Below are 16794 nucleotides of genomic sequence, written 5' to 3' on the forward strand. Positions count from 1 at the left end.
GGCGGTGACGTGGCCGGAACTTCGCTTTAAACTGCGACTCCCTTTTTCCATCGCCCCTTTTTAACTCAAGCCAGAGCGGATTCCATGACTACCACGCCCAAACCTTTGGTCCTGATCATTCTCGACGGCTTCGGTCATAGTGAAAGCCCTGAATCCAACGCCATTTTTGCGGCGAAGAAGCCCGTACTGGACCGCCTGTGGGCCACCGTGCCGAACGGCCTGATCTCGGGCAGCGGCATGGACGTCGGCCTGCCGGATGGCCAGATGGGCAACTCCGAAGTCGGCCACATGAACCTTGGCGCCGGCCGCGTGGTGTATCAAGACTTCACTCGCGTGACCAAATCGATCCGTGACGGCGAGTTTTTCGAGAACCCGACCATCTGCGCCGCGGTGGATAAAGCCGTGGCTGCCGGCAAAGCCGTGCACTTCATGGGCCTGTTGTCCGATGGCGGCGTACACAGCCATCAGGATCACCTGGTCGCCATGGCCGAACTGGCTGCCAAACGCGGCGCGGAAAAAATCTACCTGCACGCCTTCCTCGACGGCCGCGATACGCCGCCGAAAAGCGCGCAATCGTCGATCGAACTGCTCGACGCCACCTTCCAGGCGCTGGGGAAAGGCCGCATCGCCAGCCTCATTGGCCGTTACTATGCAATGGACCGTGACAACCGTTGGGACCGCGTGTCCCAGGCATTCGGCCTGATCGTCGACGGCAACGGCGAATTCAACGCCGCCACCGCCCAGGAAGGCCTGCAAGCCGCGTACGAGCGTGGCGAAAGCGACGAATTCGTCAAAGCCACTTCCATCGGCGAACCGGTGAAAGTCGAAGACGGCGACGCCGTGGTGTTCATGAACTTCCGCGCCGACCGTGCCCGCGAGCTGACCCGTGTCTTCGTCGAAGACGATTTCAAGGAGTTCGAGCGCAGCCGTCAGCCAAAACTGGCCGGTTTCGTGATGCTGACCCAATACGCCGCCAGCATCCCCGCACCGTCGGCCTTCGCCGCCGGCAGCCTGGAAAACGTGCTGGGCGATTACCTGGCGAAGAACGGCAAGACCCAGTTGCGTATCGCTGAAACCGAAAAATACGCTCACGTGACCTTCTTCTTCTCCGGCGGCCGCGAAGAACCGTTCCCGGGCGAAGAGCGCATCCTGATCCCGTCGCCGAAAGTCGCTACTTACGACTTGCAACCGGAAATGAGTGCGCCGGAAGTGACCGACCGGATCGTCGATGCCATCGAAAACCAGCGTTACGACGTGATTGTCGTCAACTACGCCAATGGCGACATGGTTGGTCACAGCGGCGTGTTCGAAGCGGCGGTGAAAGCCGTCGAGTGCCTGGACCTGTGCGTCGGCCGTATCGTCGACGCCCTGGAAAAAGTCGGTGGCGAAGCGCTGATCACCGCCGACCACGGCAACGTGGAGCAAATGTCCGACGAAACCACCGGCCAGGCACACACCGCGCACACCACCGAACCCGTGCCCTTCATTTATGTCGGCAAGCGTGACCTCAAGGTTCGCGAAGGCGGCGTACTGGCGGACGTGGCGCCGACCATGCTGAAGCTGCTGGGTCTGGAAAAACCGGCGGAAATGACCGGGAGTTCAATCTTGGTGTAATCGCCCGTCAAAACACTGCAAAACCCTGTGGGAGCTGGCTTGCCAGCGATAGCAATCTAACATCCAACATCTATGTTGAATGATCAGACGCGATCGCGGGCAAGCCCGCTCCCACATTGGTTTTGCGGTGTTTTTGAGGCCAGTTATCACACAGCCCCAATTGGGCGTTTTTTTTGCAGCGTGGGGCGGGCATACTAGGCTGTCCCTTTCCCTGGTGTCGCCCGCCTCTATGCTTCGCGTCCTGATAGCCCTTGCTCTGACTTGCCTGCTCCAACCGGCCTTCGCTGACGAGCGTGCGCAAACCCAACAACAGTTGGACGCCACGCGTCAGGACATTGCCGAGCTGAAGAAACTGCTGGGTAAGCTGCAGGAAGAGAAGTCCGGCGTGCAGAAGGACCTCAAGGGCACCGAGACCGAGATGGGCAAGCTCGAGAAGCAGGTCGACGCCCTGCAGAAAGAGCTGAAGAAGAGCGAATCCGAGCTGCAGCGACTCGATGCCGAGAAAAAAAAACTCCAGAGCGCGCGCACTGAACAGCAAAGACTGATCGCCATCCAGGCCCGGGCGGCCTACCAGAATGGTCGCCAGGAATACCTGAAGCTGCTGCTCAACCAGCAGAACCCCGAAAAATTCGCCCGCACCCTCACCTATTACGACTACCTGAGCCAGGCCCGCCTGGAGCAGCTGAAGAACTTCAACGAAACCCTGCGCCAACTGGCCAACGTCGAGCAGGACATCGCCAAACAACAGGCGCAGTTGCTGGTGCAGAAAAGCAGCCTCGACAGCCAGCGCGACGAACTCGACAAAGTCCGCCAGGAACGCCAGCAAGTCCTGGCCAAGCTCAATGACGACGTGAAGGCCCGCGACCAGAAACTGGCAGCCCGCGAGCAGGATCAGGCAGACCTGTCTAAAGTCCTTAAAACCATTGAAGAAACCCTGGCCCGACAGGCTCGTGAGGCAGAAGAAGCGCGGCAAAAAGCGCTGATAGCCCAGCAGGAAGCCGAAAAAAAGCGTTTACGTGAGGCCCAGGCGCAGGCAGATGCCAGCGACGATGCCCCACGCAAACCGGTTAAATCGACACCTGGCGCATTGGTTTCAAGCTCCGGCGAGACCTTTGGCGGACCTTTTGCGTCAACCCGCGGCAAACTTCCATGGCCTGTCGACGGTCGACTGTTGGCACGCTTCGGTGAAAGCCGTGGCGACGATGCCCGGACCAAGTGGGACGGTGTGATGATCGGCGCATCGGCCGGCAGTGCGGTGCATGCGGTGCACGGCGGTCGCGTGGTCTTCGCCGACTGGTTGCGTGGTGCGGGGCTGCTGGTGATTCTCGACCACGGCAACGGTTTTTTGAGTCTTTACGGTCACAACCAGACGCTGCTCAAGTCTGCGGGTGACGTGGTAAAAGCCGGTGAGTCCATCTCCACTGTCGGTAACAGTGGCGGGCAGGACACACCAGCGCTGTATTTTGCGATTCGTCAGCAGGGTCACCCGAGTGATCCGGCGCAATGGTGCCGCGCGCAAGGATAAGCGTGCCGCCTAATTCAGGAGTTCGTTCGACATGCTGCATTTGTCCCGCCTTACCTCGCTGGCCCTGACGATCGCCCTGGTGATCGGCGCGCCTCTGGCGTTTGCCGCTCAACCGGCCCCGACTGTCGCGCCTGCGGGTACTGCTGCGACCACCAAGGCACCATTGCCTCTGGAAGAGTTGCGCACCTTTGCCGAGGTCATGGATCGGATCAAAGCGGCCTATGTCGAGCCGGTGGACGACAAGACCCTGCTGGAAAATGCCATCAAGGGCATGCTCAGCAACCTTGATCCGCACTCAGCCTACCTGGGACCGGAAGATTTCGCCGAGTTGCAGGAAAGCACCAGTGGCGAATTCGGCGGCCTGGGCATCGAAGTCGGCGCCGAGGACGGGTTCATCAAGGTGGTATCGCCAATCGATGACACCCCTGCCTCCAAGGCGGGCATCCAGGCGGGCGACTTTATCGTCAAGATCAACGGCCAGCCAACCCGCGGCCAAAGCATGACCGAAGCCGTAGACAAGATGCGCGGCAAGATCGGCCAGAAAATCACCCTGACCCTGGTGCGCGACGGCGGCACACCGTTCGACGTGACCCTGGCCCGTGCGATCATTCAAGTGAAAAGCGTGAAGAGCCAGTTGCTGGAGTCCGGCTACGGCTACATCCGCATCACCCAGTTCCAGGTCAAGACCGGTGACGAGGTTTCGAAGGCCCTGGCGAAACTGCGCAAGGACAACGGCAAGAAGCTCAACGGCATCATCCTCGACCTGCGCAACAACCCGGGCGGTGTACTGCAAGCGGCGGTGGAGGTGGTCGACCATTTCATCACCAAGGGCTTGATCGTCTACACCAAGGGTCGTATCGCCAACTCCGAACTGCGCTTCTCGGCCACCGGCAAGGACGAAAGCGAAGCCGTGCCGATGGTTGCGCTGATCAACGGCGGCAGCGCCTCGGCTTCGGAAATTGTCGCCGGTGCCTTGCAGGATCAGAAACGCGCGGTCGTCATGGGCACCACCAGTTTCGGCAAGGGCTCGGTGCAAACCGTGCTGCCGCTGAACAACGAGCGCGCATTGAAAATCACCACGGCGCTGTATTACACACCGAACGGCCGCTCGATCCAGGCCCAGGGCATCGTCCCGGACATCGAAGTACGCAAGGCCAAGATCACCAGCGAGCAGGACGGCGACTACTTCAAGGAAGCCGATCTACAAGGCCACCTGGGCAATGGCAACGGCGGCGCCGACAAACCGACAGGTTCCAGCGGCAAGGCCAAGGCAATGCCGCAGGATGACGATTACCAACTGGCCCAGGCCCTGAGCCTGCTGAAAGGGCTGAGCATCACGTCCGGCCGTTGAGGATGGGTCTGCGCTTCATCCTCGTCCTGTTGTGCTGCCTGGTGGGTTCGGTTCACGCCGAACCCGCCGTGTCGACGCCTCACAAGGCCTACCTGAGCCTGATCATCGATGACCTGGGACAGAACCTGCCTCGGGATCGCCGCGTGTTGGCCCTGCCTGGCCCGGTGACCACGGCGATCATGCCCGACACACCCCACGCCACCGAATTCGCCCGCGAAGCTCATCGCGCCGGCAAAATCGTCATCCTGCACATGCCCATGGACCCGGCCACCGGTCCGTTCGCCTGGCATCCCGAGCTTTCCATCGAAGAGCTTGAGAAACGCCTCAACGCAGCATTCAAAATGGTGCCCTACACCGCTGGCATTAATAACCACATGGGCAGCCGCATGACCGCTCAGCCGGTCGCCATGGCGTGGCTGATGGCCGAGTTGCAGCAGCGCCACAAGTTTTTTGTCGACAGCCGAACCAGTGCGCAGACCGTGGCCGCACAACAGGCGCAGAAGATAGATCTGGCAAGTGTTTCGCGGGATGTTTTTCTCGATGACGAGCGTACCGAAGTAGCGATCTACACCCAATTGCAGATCGCGATCGACCTGGCGCGCAAGCAGGGTTCGGCGGTCATGATCGGCCATCCGTATCCGCAGACACTGGCGGTGCTGGAACGGGAATTGCCGAAGCTCAAGGCGCAAGGGATTGAGTGGATCGATATCCGGCAGATGATCAGCGTGCGCGGCAATCGCGCCATGAACGCTCACGGAAAAGACGGAATTTATCGGTAATAACCGGTTATACACCTATACATAGTTACCGCCTGGCGCCTTATCCGACTCCCGATATTGAGACCTGCAACAGGTCGCGGCCCTAAGCCGCTTTTCAATATCAGGAATGACTATGACCACCGAAAACAGTGTTACAACGCCTCCAAGGCAAATGGCGTCGATAAAAGTCGATAACCTGCTGATCAACTTTACAAGCGAGTTCCGGCAGGTCTGGGATTCCACGGGCTCCCGCTCAGAACCCGCAACCTTTTGGCATCCAACCCCTGCCCCTGATTTGCTGCCGGGCTTTTTCCCTTTGGGAGACGTCATTGTTCCCGGACACGAAGACATCAACGGAGTCAAAGTGGTGGCCGTTGTGCGCGAGGGAGATTCGCCGAGCGAAGACCCGGCGCGAGGTAGCGCGCTCAGCCGACCCAATGACTATGAACAGGTTTGGAATGATTCAGGTTCAGGGGCGAATAAAAACTGCATCCTGTGGCGCCCGATCCCTCCCGATGGCTATGTGGCACTTGGACTGGTGTGCTCTATGGGCCCGGAAAAACCTTCAGTGCACGCGGTACGTTGCATGCGGGCGGACCTGGTGATCGCGTCCTATGTCGGCGACTTGATTTGGAGCGAGGGTCGCGGCCTCATGCATAACTTCAGCGCCTGGGGCATCTCACTTCCGGCCGCAAAAGCAGGTGAAATCTACTTTGCGCCTGGCACCTTTGTCAGTGACGGCAGTGGCAGCAAACCTGCGGGAAATCTCACCTATGCATTACGCATGAAAATCCAGGTCCGAACCAATACCGCACCTGTAGCGCCAGTCATCTCGGACTTCGAGGCTCCCACACCACCTGAGACATCCCAAGCCACGCAGGCTGCGATGATTCCCTGGTTTGCGGTAGACCAGTACCCCACGTCAGCTTTCGATGATTTAAGCCAATTAACGCATTACCGCCTGGAAAGAAAAGACCAATACAGACTTATAGGACATGGCCATAACACTGCAGACCAGAGCAAGCTGTTCAAATGGACAGCGCCTCGAACGCTGAGTCACGAGGACGTGCGGATATTCAGCGGCATCACCTCTATCAAGTTCGACACAGAATGGCGAGCCGAAGCCTCGGATACCCACCGCCCCATTCAATTTTCGGCAAAATTGAGCAAGGCGTTCACACGCACCGAAACCTCATCCAACGGATGGGAAACTTCGAATACGGTAGCCGTCGCCGCCATCGTTCCAAAAAACAAAATGCTGGCGGTTTATCAATTAGCGAGTCGCTACGATCTGCTAAGCGAAGACGGTGAACAAGAGGCAATCAGCGTCGTTTACGCCGATAGCGACAGCTTGCACTGGATCGAGTATCCAAGCGCTACAGATACCGCGCCATGATGTCGTCCACCACACCTTCCTTGCGCAGTTGATCCAGCGCAGCCTGCAGCTTGGCAACGGTCTCGTCCGGCACGTCCTTGTTCAGCGCCAGATAAAGTTCGGCGCTGTTGAAGCGCAACACCGTCTTGAGCCCGGTCACGCCGTCCTGTCGAGCCAGGTAACGGCCGGCCGGGTCACCTGTAGCCCAGAGGTCGATCTGGCCGTTGACCAGTTTCTTCGCGTTGTCCTGATCGCGCAGCACGACGATCGGATTGAGCCCCTGTTTGGCCAGCGTCTCGGCGATCGCATCGCCCTTGTAGGCGCCAATCTTGTATTTGCGTGCGTCATTCAGGGTTTCGAGAGTGATCTTGCTGTCGGCCTTGGCCAGCATGATCCAGTCGTCCGGGCCGATGGGGCCGACCCATTTGAAAAGCTTTTCGCGATCCGGAAGCCGCGCCATGACGAATACGCCGTAACCGGGTTTTTCCAGGGTGAGTTTGTAGATTCGCTCCCAGGGGAAACGCAGTGTCAGGCTGTAGCTAATGTCGGCGCGCTTGAAGATTTCACGGACGATATCGGTGGCGATGCCATTGATGTTTTCGTCTTGAGCGAAGTTCTTGCCGTTCTTCGCCATGTTGTACGGCGGGAAGTTTTCCGTCAGCAACACCATCTCGGTGTCGGGATTGTCTGCAGCTTGCACTCCACTGACGAACAACAGGGAAGCACTGGCGAGGGCTAGAAGAAGGCGTCTAAGCATGTCTGGCTACCGAAATCCATGGCGTACCCAAGAGTGCCTTGAGCCCGCCATGATGTCCACTGGCCTGTATCGGTTTGTTTAACGCATCACGATGCCGCGATGAGCCATATAAGCCTTGGCTTCCTGCACGGTGTATTCGCCGAAGTGGAAAATACTGGCCGCCAGCACTGCACTGGCGTGGCCTTCGAGAATGCCATCGGCCAAATGCTGCAGATTGCCGACACCGCCGGAAGCGATCACCGGAATCCCCAGTGCATCGCTGATCGCACGGGTGACGCCAAGGTCGAAGCCGTTTTTCATGCCGTCCTGGTCCATGCTGGTCAGCAGGATTTCACCGGCACCCAGGCCCTCCATTTTTTTCGCCCACTCGACAGCGTCGAGGCCGGTCGGCTTGCGACCGCCATGGGTGAAAATTTCCCAGCGCGGGGTTTCGCCAGGACCGGAAACTTTCTTCGCGTCGATGGCAACGACGATGCACTGCGAACCGAAATGCTGCGCCGCTTCGCCGACGAATTCCGGGTTGAACACCGCTGCGGTATTGATAGAAACCTTGTCCGCACCGGCGTTGAGCAGGTTGCGAATGTCCTGCACCGTGCGCACACCACCGCCGACGGTCAGCGGAATGAACACCTGGCTGGCCATGCGTTCGACGGTATGCAACGTGGTATCGCGGCCGTCGACGCTGGCGGTGATGTCGAGAAAGGTAATCTCGTCGGCACCCTGCTCGTCATAGCGACGGGCGATTTCCACCGGGTCACCGGCGTCGCGGATGTTTTCGAATTTCACACCCTTGACCACCCGGCCGTTGTCCACGTCCAGGCAAGGGATGATGCGTTTGGCCAGCGCCATGGTCAGTCCTCAGCCTTTGTACGAATCGCAGAAAGCTTGCGCTTCGGCGACGTCGAGGGTGCCTTCGTAGATCGCACGACCGGTAATGGCACCGATGATGCCTGGCGCCTTGGCGTCGAGCAGGGTCTTGATGTCACCCAGGTTGTGGATGCCGCCGGAAGCAATCACCGGAATCGAAGTGGCAGCAGCCAGCGCGGCAGTGAACGGTACGTTGCAGCCCTGCATCATGCCGTCTTTGGCGATGTCGGTATAAACGATCGCGGACACGCCGTCGGCTTCGAACTGTTTAGCCAGGTCGATCACCTGAATGGTGCTGATTTCAGCCCAGCCGTCGGTGGCGACGAAACCGTCCTTGGCATCCAGGCCAACGATCACCTTGCCCGGGAAGGCGCGGCAGGCTTCGGCGACGAAGGCCGGATCTTTCACGGCCTTGGTGCCGATGATCACGTAGCTCACGCCGGCTTTCACGTAGTGCTCGATGGTTTCCAGCGAACGGATACCACCACCGATCTGGATCGGCAGGTTCGGGTAGCGCTTGGCAATGGCGGTGACCACTTCGCCGTTGACCGGCTGGCCTTCGAATGCGCCGTTCAGATCGACCAGATGCAGACGACGGCAACCGCCCTCCACCCACTTGGCAGCCATGCTCACCGGGTCATCGGAGAACACTGTGGAATCTTCCATGCGGCCCTGGCGCAGACGAACACAGGCACCGTCTTTGAGATCGATAGCGGGAATAATCAGCATCTGGCAAACCTTCAAAATTGAATGTTCAGCTTGGCTCGGAAATCAGTTTTTCTCGAGCGCCCACAGGTCGCTTTCGATGCTTTCGAACCTCTCTTTGAGGTGCGTCTGCACATCGAAAATCGCCCTGTTGTAATAGTGCGGAGCAATTTCACGGGTAAACAGCTCAAGAATTTCCGCCGCTTCGAACGAACCCAGGTCCAGTTCGAAGCGCTCCTCCATGAAGCGCTTGATCTTGTGATTGGCCTCGCTCTCTTGTTCAGGAGTGAGGGTCAGGATCGGCGGCTTGGATTTCTTGGCGGCCATTTACCAGCGACCGTCCCACGCGGCGAAGTTCTGCAAGAGTTGCAGGCCATGGGTATGGCTCTTCTCCGGGTGGAACTGCACGGCGAAACGCGAGCCATCGGCCAGCGCTGCGGCGAAATCGACACCGTAGTGACCGCCACCCACCACCTGGCGGGCGTTAGCGGCCGCGATGTAGTAGCTGTGCACGAAGTAGAATCGGGCCATGTCCGGAATGTCGTGCCATAGCGGGTGATTCACCGTCTGCTTCACTTCGTTCCAGCCCATGTGCGGGACTTTCAGGTGCTCGCCGTCTTCACGCAGGTCCTTGCCGAAGAATTTCACCGCGCCCGGGAACAGGCCAATGCAGTCGACGCCGTCGTTCTCTTCGCTGGTGTCGAGCAAGGCTTGCATGCCGACGCAGATACCAAGGAATGGACGGTCCTGGCTGACTTCACGCACCAGCGAATCGAAGCCCAGGCGACGAATCTCCGCCATGCAATCGCGAATCGCGCCAACGCCGGGGAAAACCACCCGGTCGGCTTCGCGAATCACGCTCGCATCGCTGGTGATCAGCACCTTGCCGGCACCGACGTGCTCGAGGGCCTTGGCCACCGAGTGCAGGTTGCCCATGCCGTAATCGATAACCGCAACTGTCTGCATTACAGGACGCCCTTGGTCGATGGCATCTGACCGGCCATGCGGTCATCCAGCTCCACAGCCATGCGCAGCGCGCGGCCGAAAGCCTTGAACACGGTTTCGATCTGGTGGTGGGTGTTGTGGCCACGCAGGTTGTCGATGTGCAGGGTGACGTTGGCGTGGTTGACGAAGCCCTGGAAGAACTCCTGGAACAGGTCAACGTCGAAGCCGCCGACCGTGGCACGGGTATACGGAACGTGCATCTGCAGGCCGGGACGGCCGGAGAAGTCGATCACTACACGCGACAGTGCTTCATCGAGCGGCACGTAGGCATGACCGTAGCGACGGATGCCTTTCTTGTCGCCGATGGCTTGGGTGAATGCCTGACCCAGGGTGATGCCAACGTCTTCCACCGTATGGTGGTCATCGATGTGCAGGTCGCCTTTGCTGACGATATCCAGGTCGATCAGCCCGTGACGGGCGATCTGGTCGAGCATGTGCTCAAGAAAAGGAACACCGATATCAAACCGGGCCTTTCCGGTGCCATCCAGGTTGATCGAGGCTTTGATCTGGGTTTCCAGAGTGTCGCGCTCGACTGACGCCTTACGTTCGGCCATCACCAGCTCCGCAAAATCATTGGGCGAAAAAGGCAGCCATTATAGGGGTGCGGACGCCAAACAGAAACACGGGAGGTGATATCACTGACGGATAGAACCCCATGCCGTCGGGGATAGACATGTCCATACAAGCCATTTCGGACACCCCAAAACAACTGTAGGAGTGAGCCTGCTCGCGATGGGGCCCTCACATTCAACATTTCTGTCGACTGTCAGACCGCTATCGCGAGCAGGCTCACTCCTACAGGAGTACTGCCTTTACTTAGTGGAACAGGACCGCAGTCTTCTGCAGCGTCACCCAGACACCCCACGCCAACGGAATACCCACCACCAGCCACGCAGCCACCGCCAAAGGCTTGGTACCCGCAGCCGCTTTCCACTCCAGCACGGTGCTGCTGTCAGCCCCCTTGTCGTGACCCAGCGCCTGTTCGGCAGCCAGTTCAGCGTCCGTCATGAAGTACTTGTCGGCCACCGGGCGTACCAGCAGGTTGCAGATGAAACCCAACACCAGCAGACCCGCCAGGATGTACAACGTGATGTCGTAAGCCGCGGCACGTTCAACGCCGATGCTCAGCTGATACTCCCGCAGGTAGTTCACCAACACCGGACCCAACACGCCTGCCGCCGCCCATGCTGTCAGCAGACGACCGTGGATCGCGCCGACCATTTGCGTACCGAACAAGTCGGCCAGGTAAGCCGGAACGGTGGCAAAACCGCCGCCATACATCGACAGGATGACGCAGAACGCCGCCACGAACAGCGCGATATGGCCCAAATGACCAAGGTTCGGAATCAGCGCATACAGTGCGAAGCCCAGGGCGAAGAACGCGAAGTAGGTGTTTTTACGGCCCAGGTAATCCGAGAACGAGGCCCAGAAAAACCGGCCACCGATGTTGAACAGGCTCAGCAAACCGGTGAAGCCGGCAGCGATCGCCGCGATCGAAGCCAGTTGCGCGGCATCCAGTTGGCCGAACGCCAGGTCATTACCCAGCAACTTGCCACCGAAGACTTCCTGCAATAACGGTGAGGCCATGCCGAGGATGCCGATACCGGCCGATACGTTCAGGCACAGCACCAGCCATACCAGGCGGAATTGCGGCGTTTTCCACGCAACGTTCACGTGCACGTGACGGTTGGTCATCATCGCGTTCGAGGCTTTTTTCGCCCCGGCGGTCCAGCCCTCAGGCTTCCAGCCGGTTGGCGGAACCCGATAGGACAGCGCGCCACCGATCATGAACACGAAGTAGATCGCCGCCATCGCCACGAAGCTTTGCCATACGCCAACGCCTTCTGACGAGCCGAAGTGGCTCATCAACGCCGTTGCCAAAGGTGCACCGACCATCGCGCCACCGCCGAAGCCCATGATCGCCATGCCGGTCGCCATGCCGCGTTTGTCCGGAAACCACTTGATCAGGGTCGACACCGGCGAGATGTAACCCAGGCCCAGGCCGATACCGCCGATGACCCCGGAGCCGATCCACATCAGCCAGATCTGGTGGGTATAGATACCCAGCGCCGAAATCAGCAGGCCGCCACACCAGCACAGCGCCGACACGACGCCAGCCTTGCGCGGCCCGGCATGTTCCAGCCAGCCACCCCAGATGGCTGCCGAGCAACCCAGGAAAATGAAGAACAGGGTGTAGATCCAGCCGAGCATCGAGATCGGCCAGTCGCATTGCGACGAAAAGACTTGAGCGATGAAGCTCATGTCCGGCGCGCAGGTTACCGCTTTGGTGATGCCCAGCGCCTTGGACAGTGGCAGCCAGAACACCGAGAAACCGTAGGCCATGCCGATGCACAGGTGGATGGCCAGCGCGGCCGGTGGCACCAGCCAACGGTTAAAACCGGGCCTGGCGATGATCCGCTCCTTGGACAGGAACGAGGGCTGGCCGGCATAGCCGTCCACCGCGATACTCGTGGTCATTGTTTATCCCCCAATTATTAGTATGGTTCGCCAGCCATTCTTCACTCCCAGCCTTGATGCACGCAGGCATGACCGTTTTTTCAGGGTGAAGCTTCATTTCGGTGCGACAGAAAGTCGCAGAAGCGACCGACGAACGGGCGAAGGTTAGCATTTGCACGTGACATAAAAACCAAACTGACATCACGTTTTGTACGTTATCTGATCTCTTATCCTGTAGGAGCTGCCGAAGGCTGCGATTTTTTAGAAGATCAAAAGATCGCAGCCTTCGGTAGCTCTCACACAAGCTCACAGGAATCTCCATGCCCATCGTTGTCGAGTTGTTGAACGAAGCCACTGCTCAAGATCAGCAGGATCTGCAGAAAATCTACCGGGACGCACCCCAGTGGCTGTTCGAGCCGTTTACAGGAGACGCACAATTGATTGAAACCTGCCTGCTGGAAGGTTCGTTGATTGCCGGACGTTTCAATGATCGACTGCTGGGTGCGGCCCGCCTGGAACGGCACCCGGACGTTTGGCATTTGTCTCAATTGTGTGTGCGAAAAATCACTCGGCGTCGTGGTGTCGCGGAACGCCTGGTGCGAGAAGCACAAACCATGGCTGCGCAATCAGGCGCCACCCTGCGTCTATTGGCACCCGCCGGGCACCTGGAGGCCCAGGCCCTGGCGGCGAAGTTGAAGGTGCCACTGGATACGCTGCCCGAGTGATCGCTGACCGGTCGTCCGTTTTGGAGCGCTATACTCCTCGGCTAAATTTCGAATTCGACTAACTACAAGGACTCGCCCATGAAAGCGTTCGGCAAAATCCTGGGTCTGGTACTTCTCGGGTTGTTGCTGATCATTGTGGCGCTGGGCTTTGCCCTGACCCACCTCTTCGATCCCAACGACTACAAAGACGAGATCCGCCAGATTGCCCGCGACAAGGCCCACATCGAGCTGACGCTCAATGGCGATATCGGCTGGAGCCTGTTCCCGTGGCTGGGCCTTGAGCTGCATGACGCCGCTGTGGCGACCCTGGCCAAACCCGCCGAGCCGTTCGCCGATTTGCAGATGCTCGGCCTGTCGGTCCGCGTGCTGCCGCTGCTGCGCCGGGAAGTGCAGATGAGCGACGTGCGCGTCGAAGGCCTGAACCTGCGCCTGAACCGCGACAAGGACGGTCATGGCAACTGGGAGGACATCGGCAAGGTGCCCACCGCTGCGAACACCACTGGCACACCTCCCGCCACCACCGGCGCGCCTGAAGCACAAACCACCGCTCAAGCAGAGAAACCGGCTCAACCGGTTCGCCTGGACATCGACAGCCTGACCGTCAACAACGCCCGCGTCGAATACAGCGACGAAAAAACCGGCCGTGAGTTCAGCGCGGAAAGCATCCAGTTGAGCACTGGCCCGGTGCATGACTCCACCAACATTCCAGTCAAGCTCACTGCATTTCTGGGCACCAACCAACCGGTCCTGCGGGTGCGCACCGAACTCAACGGAGAGCTGCGTTTCGAGCGCGCGTTGCAGCGCTACAAGCTCGAAGACATGAAGCTGTCCGGTGAAGTCGCCGGCGATCCCCTGCAAGGCAAGACCATGACCTTCGCCGCCCAGGGCCAACTGCTGCTGGACAAGGCCGCCAATGTCGCTGAATGGACCGGCATCAAGATCTCTGCCAACCAACTGCGCGCACTGGGCGAGCTGAAGGTCAATGACCTCGACAAGACCCCGCAAGTCAGCGGTGGCCTGTCGATTGCCCAGTTCGACCTGGCGAAATTCGTCGACAGCATTGGCCAGAAACTCCCGGCGATGGGCGAAGGCAGCCTGAGCAAGGTCGAACTGGTCAGCCGCGTCGCAGCTAACCCCACCAGCCTCACGCTGGATGACATCAACCTGAAGGTCGACGACAGCACCTTCAGCGGCCGCATCGCCGTGGAGGATTTCGCCAAGCAATCGCTGCGTGCAACCCTCAAGGCGGACACCTTCAACGTTGACCGTTACCTGCCGCCAAAGTCGGCCGAAGCCAACAGCGCGAAACAGGTGCGCCAGGCCGAAGTCGCCAGCACCGAAGCCAATGCCTTGGCGGGCGCCGGCAGCACACCGCTGCCGCCAGCGCCAACCAAAGAGGCGTGGAGCAATGAACGCCTGTTACCGGTGGAGCGCCTGAGCAAACTGGATGTGGACGCCGATCTGACGTTCGGCCAGTTGACCCTGGAAAAACTGCCGATCCACAACGCCGCGCTCAAAGCCAACGGCCAAGGTGGCTTGCTGACGCTGACGAACCTGCGGGGCGATCTGTACGAGGGTAACTTCGAAGCCAAGGGCACTCTCGATGTGCGCCAGCAGGCGCCCGTGCTGAACATGCAAACGCAGATCAGCCGGGTACCGGCGGAGAAAATCCTCGAAAGCCAGGGCAAAAATCCACCGGTCAAAGGCCTCGTCACACTCAACAGCACCTTGACCGGCAGTGGCAACAGCCAGAAAGCACTGATCGAAACCCTCAACGGTAACGCCAGCTTCGTCATCAACAATGGCGTGCTGCTCAACGCCAACCTCGAACAACAGCTGTGCAAAGGCATCGCCACGCTCAACCGCAAAACCCTCAGCAGTGAGCCGCGGGGCAAAGACACACCCTTTCAGGAACTCAAGGGCAACCTGAGTTTCCGTAACGGTGTGGCGAGCAACCCGGACCTGAAAGTGCGCATCCCGGGCATGACCGTCAATGGCGACGGAGATGTCGATCTGCGGGTGCTGGGCATGGACTACCGAGTAGGCATCATCGTCGAAGGCGACAAGAGCGACATGCCCGACCCGGCCTGTCAGGTGGGCGAGAAATTCGTCGGCATCGAGTGGCCGCTGCGTTGCCGCGGCCCCCTGGAACTGGGCGCCAAGGCCTGCCGACTGGATAACGAACGCATGGGTCAGGTCGCAAGCAAACTGGCTGGCGAGCGGATCAGCGAGAAAATCGACGAAAAGCTTGGCGACAAAGTCAGCCCGGAACTCAAAGATGCACTCAAGGGGCTTTTCAAGCGATGAGATCCGAGCAGTTTTCAACGGCGGTGCTGGACTGGTTCGACCGCCACGGCCGTCACGATTTGCCGTGGCAGCAAGACATCAACCCCTATCGGGTCTGGGTCTCGGAAATCATGTTGCAGCAAACCCAGGTCAGCACCGTGCTGAATTACTTCGACCGTTTCATGGCCTCGCTGCCGACGGTCGAAGCCCTGGCCGCTGCGCCAGAGGATGAAGTGCTGCACCTGTGGACGGGGCTGGGTTACTACACCCGCGCGCGCAATCTGCAAAAGACCGCGAAGATCGTCGTCGAGCAGTACGGCGGCGAATTTCCCCGGGACGTGGAAAAGCTCACCGACCTGCCGGGCATCGGCCTGTCCACCGCCGGCGCCATTGCCAGTATCAGCATGGGCCTGCGCGCGCCGATCCTCGACGGCAACGTCAAACGGGTGCTGGCGCGCTTTACCGCGCAAGAGGGCTACCCCGGCGAGCCGAAAGTCGCCAAACAGCTGTGGGCCAACGCTGAGCGCTTCACACCGCATAATCGGGTCAACGCCTACACCCAGGCGATGATGGACCTCGGCGCGACGCTCTGCACCCGCAGCAAGCCGAGCTGCCTGCTCTGTCCACTGGAAAAGGGCTGCGAAGCGCACCTGTTGGGCCTGGAGACCCGTTACCCGATCCCCAAGCCGCGCAAAGCCATCCCGCAGAAGCGCACGCTGATGCCGATGCTCGCCAACGGGGAAGGTGCGATCCTGCTTTACCGTCGCCCTTCCACGGGCCTGTGGGGCGGCCTGTGGAGCTTGCCGGAACTCGACGACCTCGACGACCTGCAACATCTGGCTGCGCAGCATTCGCTGGAACTGGGCGCGCAGCAGGCGCTGCCGAGCCTGGTGCACACCTTCAGCCATTTTCAGTTGTCCATCGAACCCTGGCTGGTTCAGGTCCAGGAGGTTGGCCATCACGTGGCCGAGGCCGACTGGCTCTGGTATAACCTCGCCACCCCGCCGCGCCTGGGCCTCGCCGCCCCGGTCAAAACCTTGCTCGAACGCGCGGCCGTCGTATTGAACGCAGGAGAGTCGTCATGACCCGCACCATCATGTGTCGCAAGTACAAAGAAGAATTGCCCGCCCTGGAGCGCGCGCCCTTCCCGGGTGCCAAAGGCCAGGACATTTTTGACCACGTCTCGGCCAAGGCCTGGGCCGACTGGCAGAAACACCAGACCCTGCTGATCAACGAAAAGCGCTTGAACATGATGAACGCCGAAGACCGTAAATATCTTCAGGGCGAAATGGACAAGTTCTTCTCCGGCGAGGAATACGCCAAAGCCGAAGGCTACGTTCCGCCTGCCGAGTAAGCCCGTGAAATCGGG

The 16794-nt window shown here is 59.7% G+C and carries 16 protein-coding genes; 9 read left to right on the forward strand and 7 right to left on the reverse strand.

The window, feature by feature from the left end; all coding sequences use genetic code 11:
* The first annotated feature begins 84 nt into the window (after nt 1–84).
* From gpmI to GPL81_RS04335, 5 genes are all read left to right on the forward strand, one after another.
* Nucleotides 85–1614, forward strand: a complete 1530-nt coding sequence (gene gpmI / locus GPL81_RS04315; protein ID WP_160105330.1) for a 2,3-bisphosphoglycerate-independent phosphoglycerate mutase — start codon at nt 85–87, stop codon at nt 1612–1614.
* 229 nt (nt 1615–1843) lie between these two features.
* Nucleotides 1844–3139: a murein hydrolase activator EnvC family protein gene (locus GPL81_RS04320; protein WP_160105331.1), complete on the forward strand. Its 1296-nt coding sequence runs from the start codon at nt 1844–1846 to the stop codon at nt 3137–3139.
* 31 nt (nt 3140–3170) lie between these two features.
* Nucleotides 3171–4490, forward strand: coding sequence for a S41 family peptidase (locus GPL81_RS04325; RefSeq protein WP_160105332.1), 1320 nt, complete (start codon nt 3171–3173; stop codon nt 4488–4490).
* A 2-nt stretch (nt 4491–4492) separates the two neighbouring features.
* Nucleotides 4493–5269, forward strand: a complete 777-nt coding sequence (locus GPL81_RS04330; protein WP_160105333.1) for a divergent polysaccharide deacetylase family protein — start codon at nt 4493–4495, stop codon at nt 5267–5269.
* Nucleotides 5270–5381: 112 nt separating this feature from the next.
* Nucleotides 5382–6644: a Vps62-related protein gene (locus tag GPL81_RS04335; protein ID WP_160105334.1), complete on the forward strand. Its 1263-nt coding sequence runs from the start codon at nt 5382–5384 to the stop codon at nt 6642–6644.
* On the opposite strand, the gene GPL81_RS04340 is transcribed toward GPL81_RS04335, so the two are convergent.
* From GPL81_RS04340 to GPL81_RS04370, 7 genes are all read right to left on the reverse strand, one after another.
* Nucleotides 6625–7380: a substrate-binding periplasmic protein gene (locus GPL81_RS04340; RefSeq protein ID WP_160105335.1), complete on the reverse strand. Its 756-nt coding sequence runs from the start codon at nt 7378–7380 to the stop codon at nt 6625–6627. The genes GPL81_RS04335 and GPL81_RS04340 overlap by 20 nt on opposite strands.
* A 78-nt stretch (nt 7381–7458) precedes the next feature.
* Nucleotides 7459–8229 (reverse strand): imidazole glycerol phosphate synthase subunit HisF, encoded by a 771-nt coding sequence (gene hisF, locus GPL81_RS04345; RefSeq protein ID WP_007897430.1) that lies wholly within the window; start codon nt 8227–8229, stop codon nt 7459–7461.
* A 9-nt stretch (nt 8230–8238) separates the two neighbouring features.
* Entirely contained in the window at nt 8239–8976 is a 738-nt protein-coding gene (hisA, locus tag GPL81_RS04350) for a 1-(5-phosphoribosyl)-5-[(5-phosphoribosylamino)methylideneamino]imidazole-4-carboxamide isomerase (protein ID WP_015093076.1), read from the reverse strand.
* 42 nt (nt 8977–9018) lie between these two features.
* A complete protein-coding gene (locus GPL81_RS04355) occupies nt 9019–9279 on the reverse strand; it encodes a DUF2164 domain-containing protein (protein ID WP_096513865.1) in 261 nt (86 codons plus the stop codon).
* The gene (hisH, locus tag GPL81_RS04360) at nt 9280–9918 is read right to left on the reverse strand and encodes an imidazole glycerol phosphate synthase subunit HisH (protein WP_160105336.1); all 639 of its coding nucleotides are present in this window, start codon (nt 9916–9918) and stop codon (nt 9280–9282) included. It abuts the gene before it with no gap.
* Nucleotides 9918–10511, reverse strand: a complete 594-nt coding sequence (gene hisB / locus GPL81_RS04365) for an imidazoleglycerol-phosphate dehydratase HisB (protein WP_024778052.1) — start codon at nt 10509–10511, stop codon at nt 9918–9920. The genes hisH and hisB overlap by 1 nt, the downstream gene beginning before the upstream one ends.
* Nucleotides 10512–10773: 262 nt before the next feature.
* The gene (locus GPL81_RS04370; RefSeq protein WP_160105337.1) at nt 10774–12435 is read right to left on the reverse strand and encodes an OFA family MFS transporter; all 1662 of its coding nucleotides are present in this window, start codon (nt 12433–12435) and stop codon (nt 10774–10776) included.
* A gap of 299 nt (nt 12436–12734) precedes the next feature.
* Between GPL81_RS04370 and GPL81_RS04375 the strand changes: the two genes are divergently transcribed.
* From GPL81_RS04375 to GPL81_RS04390, 4 genes are all read left to right on the forward strand, one after another.
* Entirely contained in the window at nt 12735–13139 is a 405-nt protein-coding gene (locus GPL81_RS04375) for an acetyl-CoA sensor PanZ family protein (RefSeq protein WP_160105338.1), read from the forward strand.
* 78 nt (nt 13140–13217) lie between these two features.
* A complete protein-coding gene (locus tag GPL81_RS04380) occupies nt 13218–15446 on the forward strand; it encodes an AsmA family protein (RefSeq protein WP_160105339.1) in 2229 nt (742 codons plus the stop codon).
* The gene (gene mutY / locus GPL81_RS04385) at nt 15443–16510 is read left to right on the forward strand and encodes an A/G-specific adenine glycosylase (protein ID WP_160105340.1); all 1068 of its coding nucleotides are present in this window, start codon (nt 15443–15445) and stop codon (nt 16508–16510) included. The genes GPL81_RS04380 and mutY overlap by 4 nt, the downstream gene beginning before the upstream one ends.
* Nucleotides 16507–16779: an oxidative damage protection protein gene (locus tag GPL81_RS04390; RefSeq protein ID WP_007897448.1), complete on the forward strand. Its 273-nt coding sequence runs from the start codon at nt 16507–16509 to the stop codon at nt 16777–16779. Before mutY ends, GPL81_RS04390 begins: the two co-directional genes overlap by 4 nt.
* Nucleotides 16780–16794: the final 15 nt, after the last annotated feature.

The organism is Pseudomonas izuensis (assembly GCF_009861505.1).
In the GTDB taxonomy this organism is placed as follows: domain Bacteria; phylum Pseudomonadota; class Gammaproteobacteria; order Pseudomonadales; family Pseudomonadaceae; genus Aquipseudomonas; species Aquipseudomonas izuensis.

What these genes read in the sequence shown, in the direction of transcription:
- GPL81_RS04390 (WP_007897448.1), top strand. Translation starts at nt 16,507, where the DNA reads ATGACCCGCACCATCATGTGTCGCAAGTACAAAGAAGAATTGCCCGCC.
- mutY (WP_160105340.1), top strand. Translation starts at nt 15,443, where the DNA reads ATGAGATCCGAGCAGTTTTCAACGGCGGTGCTGGACTGGTTCGACCGC.
- GPL81_RS04355 (WP_096513865.1), bottom strand. Translation starts at nt 9,279, where the DNA reads ATGGCCGCCAAGAAATCCAAGCCGCCGATCCTGACCCTCACTCCTGAA.
- hisB (WP_024778052.1), bottom strand. Translation starts at nt 10,511, where the DNA reads ATGGCCGAACGTAAGGCGTCAGTCGAGCGCGACACTCTGGAAACCCAG.
- GPL81_RS04335 (WP_160105334.1), top strand. Translation starts at nt 5,382, where the DNA reads ATGACCACCGAAAACAGTGTTACAACGCCTCCAAGGCAAATGGCGTCG.
- GPL81_RS04375 (WP_160105338.1), top strand. Translation starts at nt 12,735, where the DNA reads ATGCCCATCGTTGTCGAGTTGTTGAACGAAGCCACTGCTCAAGATCAG.
- hisH (WP_160105336.1), bottom strand. Translation starts at nt 9,918, where the DNA reads ATGCAGACAGTTGCGGTTATCGATTACGGCATGGGCAACCTGCACTCG.
- GPL81_RS04320 (WP_160105331.1), top strand. Translation starts at nt 1,844, where the DNA reads ATGCTTCGCGTCCTGATAGCCCTTGCTCTGACTTGCCTGCTCCAACCG.
- GPL81_RS04340 (WP_160105335.1), bottom strand. Translation starts at nt 7,380, where the DNA reads ATGCTTAGACGCCTTCTTCTAGCCCTCGCCAGTGCTTCCCTGTTGTTC.
- hisF (WP_007897430.1), bottom strand. Translation starts at nt 8,229, where the DNA reads ATGGCGCTGGCCAAACGCATCATCCCTTGCCTGGACGTGGACAACGGC.
- GPL81_RS04330 (WP_160105333.1), top strand. Translation starts at nt 4,493, where the DNA reads ATGGGTCTGCGCTTCATCCTCGTCCTGTTGTGCTGCCTGGTGGGTTCG.
- hisA (WP_015093076.1), bottom strand. Translation starts at nt 8,976, where the DNA reads ATGCTGATTATTCCCGCTATCGATCTCAAAGACGGTGCCTGTGTTCGT.
- GPL81_RS04370 (WP_160105337.1), bottom strand. Translation starts at nt 12,435, where the DNA reads ATGACCACGAGTATCGCGGTGGACGGCTATGCCGGCCAGCCCTCGTTC.
- GPL81_RS04380 (WP_160105339.1), top strand. Translation starts at nt 13,218, where the DNA reads ATGAAAGCGTTCGGCAAAATCCTGGGTCTGGTACTTCTCGGGTTGTTG.
- gpmI (WP_160105330.1), top strand. Translation starts at nt 85, where the DNA reads ATGACTACCACGCCCAAACCTTTGGTCCTGATCATTCTCGACGGCTTC.
- GPL81_RS04325 (WP_160105332.1), top strand. Translation starts at nt 3,171, where the DNA reads ATGCTGCATTTGTCCCGCCTTACCTCGCTGGCCCTGACGATCGCCCTG.